This window comes from Protofrankia sp. CiP1_Cm_nod3, from assembly GCF_982290655.1.
In genome coordinates this window covers 6,506-10,372 of record NZ_CEVIVD010000159.1, presented here as the reverse complement: position 1 = coordinate 10,372, position 3,867 = coordinate 6,506, and the positions used below count along the sequence as shown (strand labels likewise).

The window sequence follows — 3,867 nt, the reverse complement described above, 5'->3', positions numbered from 1 at the left end:
GTGACGGACGGCTCCGATGGCGGACGGCGACGGATGGGGGGGAGTGAGGCGGGAACCGGTGGCAGCCGCGCACCGGCCGGTCACGTCCGGGCCAGCCATGTGCCGGGCCAGTCATGTGTGGGTCGGACTGGGGAGAGCCGGGTTGACAGGAGAGCCAGGTTGACGAAAGTGCTCCGCCTGGGGACGGGTATGGTCCGCCGACAGGAGGGACGTCCATGACGATCGCTATCCTCGGCGCCGGCAGGCTCGGCGAGGCGTTGCTGTCGGGGATGCTGCGCTCCGGGCATGATCCCGCGGATCTGTTCGTGACGGCGCGCCGGCCGGAGCGCGCCAAGGAGCTGTCCGCCCGCCACGGCGTCGAAGCGGTCTCCAACCCGGCCGCGGCCGCCCGGGCGGACGTGCTGATACTCACGGTCAAACCGCAGGACATGACCGCGCTGGTCGGAGAGATCACCGATGTCGTCACGCCGGAGCATCTGGTGATCTCGGTGGCGGCCGGCGTCACCACCGCGTTCCTGGAGTACCGGCTCGCCGCCGGCACGCCGGTGGTGCGGGTGATGACGAACACCCCTGTGCTGGTGGACGAGGCCATGTCGGCGATCTCGGCCGGCGCCCATGCCGGCGAGGAGCACCTGCGCCGTACCGAGAGGCTGCTGGCGCCGGTCGGCAAGGTTGTCCGGGTGCCCGAGGCGCAGCAGGACGCCGTGACGGCCCTCTCCGGCAGCGGCCCGGCCTATTTCTTCTACCTGGTCGAATCGATGATCGACGCGGGCATCCTGCTGGGGATTCCGCGGGGGGTCGCCGCGCAGCTGCTGGTGCAGACCGCGGTGGGGGCGGCTGTGATGCTGCGCGACTCCGGCGAGCATCCGGTACTGCTACGGGAGGCGGTGACCTCCCCCGGCGGTACGACGATCACCGCCATCCGGGAGCTGGAGAAGCACGGCGTCCGAGCGGCCCTGCTGGCCGCGATCGAAGCGGCCCGGGACCGCTCCCGCGAACTGGCCAGTCCCACCTGACCGGACACGAAAGCCCGCCAGGACCAGCCAGGGCGTACGCGAACGGAGCCGTGCCAGCAGGGCTGTGCCAGCAGGGCTATGGCAGCAGGGCTGTGGCAGCGGGGCCGTGACGACGGGGCCGTGACGTGGAAGGCGCGGAGCGCGCGGGGGTGGGAACCAGGCCGTCGCTCCGTCCGCGTACTCGTCCGCCCGTGGGGGAGCGGGTGGCCGTGCCACGTTGTCCGGTGGAGCGGGTAGGCTCGGCCGGTAGTTCGTTCGGCTTTCCTTCCAACAGATCGGTTGGGTTCGTGGGTTCGGTTATCAAGAAGCGTCGCAAGCGCATGGCCAAGAAGAAGCACCGCAAGCTCCTCAAGCGGACCCGCGTTCAACGGCGCAACAAGAAGTAGTTAAACGATTACTTCGAGCTTCTTCTGCTGTCGGCTCGTCGTGGTACGAGCCGGTTCGCCCGGACGCCGGACGGTGGGCGCCGGGCGCGGGAGGCCGGGCGCGTCGGAGCGGGATCGTCGTAGCCGGCTGCCGGCCGTGCGGCGTCCGGTGGATGGCGGCCGGCCGGAGCGATGATCCAGACAGCATCCCGTGTGCGGTAGGCACAACTGGATGCCCGCTCCGGAGGATGCGCCCGTTCCGGATGCCTGTTCGTGGGGCCTCGCCCGGCGCGGCCGGCGGTCCGTGTCGTCGCCACGCGTCGGCACGGGTCTCCGGTCGCGGCCGCGCAGGGAGCCCGGCGATCTCCACTGCTTCCGGCGTCCCGGCCCGGAAGCGCCCGACGCTCTCCCGTCTGTGGACGGGCTGCTCCCGTCGCCCTGTCGCTCCCGTCGCCCCGCTCTCGACGGCTCCGCTCGCCGGTGGCGGCCCTGCTGTCCCCTGGTCGCGCCGCGTCGGCCCCGCCCGTCGGCTCCGCGGTGTCGGTCTTGCCGCGTCGGCCCCGCCGCTCTCGTCCCGTGGGGGAGCCTGCTGGATCGCTGGCCGCATCGGCCGGCATCCGTCGGACGGCCATCGGGGGCTGTCTGGCTGCCGTTACCGGCAGATCTTTCTGTGACATTGCCGCTACCATCCGCTTTCGTGATGACGGTCCCGCTTTTCCGTTGCCACCTTTTGTGCTCGGTTGACTACCTGGTGTTCCGTATTCGATTGCGTGGCTGCTGTTCCCGGTCCGGTGGCGATGCCGGGCCGGGTGATGTCATCGGATGTGGCCTGCGAATCGTTGTCGGACGAGACCGGCGGAATCGTTACCGGATGAGCCTGTGGTGTCGCCTCGAGTTATGCTTCCTCGTCAATAGTCGACGTTGGGTGACGTTGGTTATTGTTGACCAATAGGACGCCACGCCATGTACTCCACGATGTTTCTGGCGTGACAACGCCAGGGCGTAGCATGGGCCCGGGTATCGGGGCAGGGGGCGACGAGAAATGCGACCACGCTGCGTGCTGGTGACCGGTGTTTCCCGGCCGCTCGGCGCACAGGTGGCGAGTGTCTTCGCGGCCGACCCGGAGATCGAGAATGTGATCGGGGTCGATACCGTGCCGCCCCGCGACGATCTCGGCCGCACCCAGTTCGTCCGTGCGGACATCCGTAATCCGCTGATCGCGAAAGTAATCAGTGCCGCCGCTGTCGACACCGTCCTTCATCTGAATGTGATCGCCACTCCGCTCGGTGCCGGCGGCCGGGCCACGATGAAGGAAATCAACGTCATCGGCACCATGCAGCTCCTCGCCGCGTGCCAGAAGGCGCCGAGCGTCACAAAAGTGATCGTCAAGTCCACCACGACGATTTACGGATCATCACCCTCTGATCCGGCGCTGTTCACCGAGGAGATGGAGCCGCGCAGCCTGCCTCGCGGGGGTTACAGCAAGGATGCCCTGGAGGTCGAGGGATACGTCCGGGGTTTCAGCCGCCGGCGGCCCGACGTCACTGTCAGCGTGCTGCGATTCACCAATATCATCGGCCCCGGTATCGACAGTCCGCTGACCCGGTACTTCGAGCTGCCGGTCGTCCCGACGGTACTCGGCTTTGATCCGCGCCTCCAGCTCCTGCACAGCGAGGACGCGCTCGCCGTGCTTATCCAGGCCGCCGTCCAGGACCATCCGGGCACGTTCAACGTCGCCGGGGACGGTGTCCTCCTGCTCTCCCAGGCCGTGCGGCGGGCCGGGCGGGCGCCGCTGCCGGTACCGTCCCCGGCCGTGGTCACGCTGGGGAACCTGATCCGCAGATCCCGCCTGCTGGACTTCTCCGCCGAACAGCTCGGTTTCCTCGCGCATGGGCGCGCGGTCGACACCACCCGGCTGAAACACGTCTTCAACTACATTCCGCGGTTCACGACACAACAGACCTTCGACGACTTCGTACGGGACCGTCCGATGCGTTTCGCGATCGACCATGACGCCGTGGTCCGCCTGGAGCGGGCCCTGCTGGACGTACTCGCGCGCCGCAGGCTGGTCGGGACGTCATGACCAGGCTGGCCGGGGCGTCGCGACCATCGTCACCACCTTTGGGTGGCTTCCACGTTGGGCAGGGAGTAGGGCGTGCGGGAGACGGACCGGCACTGGACAGGAGACGGATGCGGACGGGAGACGGATGAGTTGAACCTGGTCATGACGGTGATCACCACGCGATGTCCCCCGCGCGGCCCGGCCCGGCAGACGTGGGGCGTGGGCTGGCGGGCCGCTGGATAGCGGCGGTCGACCGGCGAGCGGGCCGCCGGGGGCGTGGGCCGGGCGGGTGGTCGTCCACCGGCGCCGGCCGGCCGAGGAGCGCGCGGCCACATCAGCGGCCACGCAGGTGCCGCGCACCCTCAGGCCCCGGAAAAGCCGCGGGCCCGGGGACCCACCCGGGGAATCCGAGGAGCATCCTGTC

The 3,867-nt window shown here is 69.4% G+C and carries 3 protein-coding genes; all 3 read left to right on the top strand.

The genetic code is table 11. The features are described from left to right. Positions 1-215 precede the first annotated feature (215 nt). Complete coding sequence (gene proC, locus AC5LUJ_RS20890; protein ID WP_250281987.1) at positions 216-1,016, top strand: pyrroline-5-carboxylate reductase; 801 nt, start codon at positions 216-218, stop codon at positions 1,014-1,016. A 125-nt stretch (positions 1,017-1,141) separates the two neighbouring features. Next, positions 1,142-1,402: a 30S ribosomal protein bS22 gene (locus AC5LUJ_RS20885; RefSeq protein ID WP_493465570.1), complete on the top strand. Its 261-nt coding sequence runs from the start codon at positions 1,142-1,144 to the stop codon at positions 1,400-1,402. A gap of 1,021 nt (positions 1,403-2,423) precedes the next feature. Continuing rightward, entirely contained in the window at positions 2,424-3,464 is a 1,041-nt protein-coding gene (locus tag AC5LUJ_RS20880; RefSeq protein ID WP_250281988.1) for an NAD-dependent epimerase/dehydratase family protein, read from the top strand. Positions 3,465-3,867: the final 403 nt, after the last annotated feature.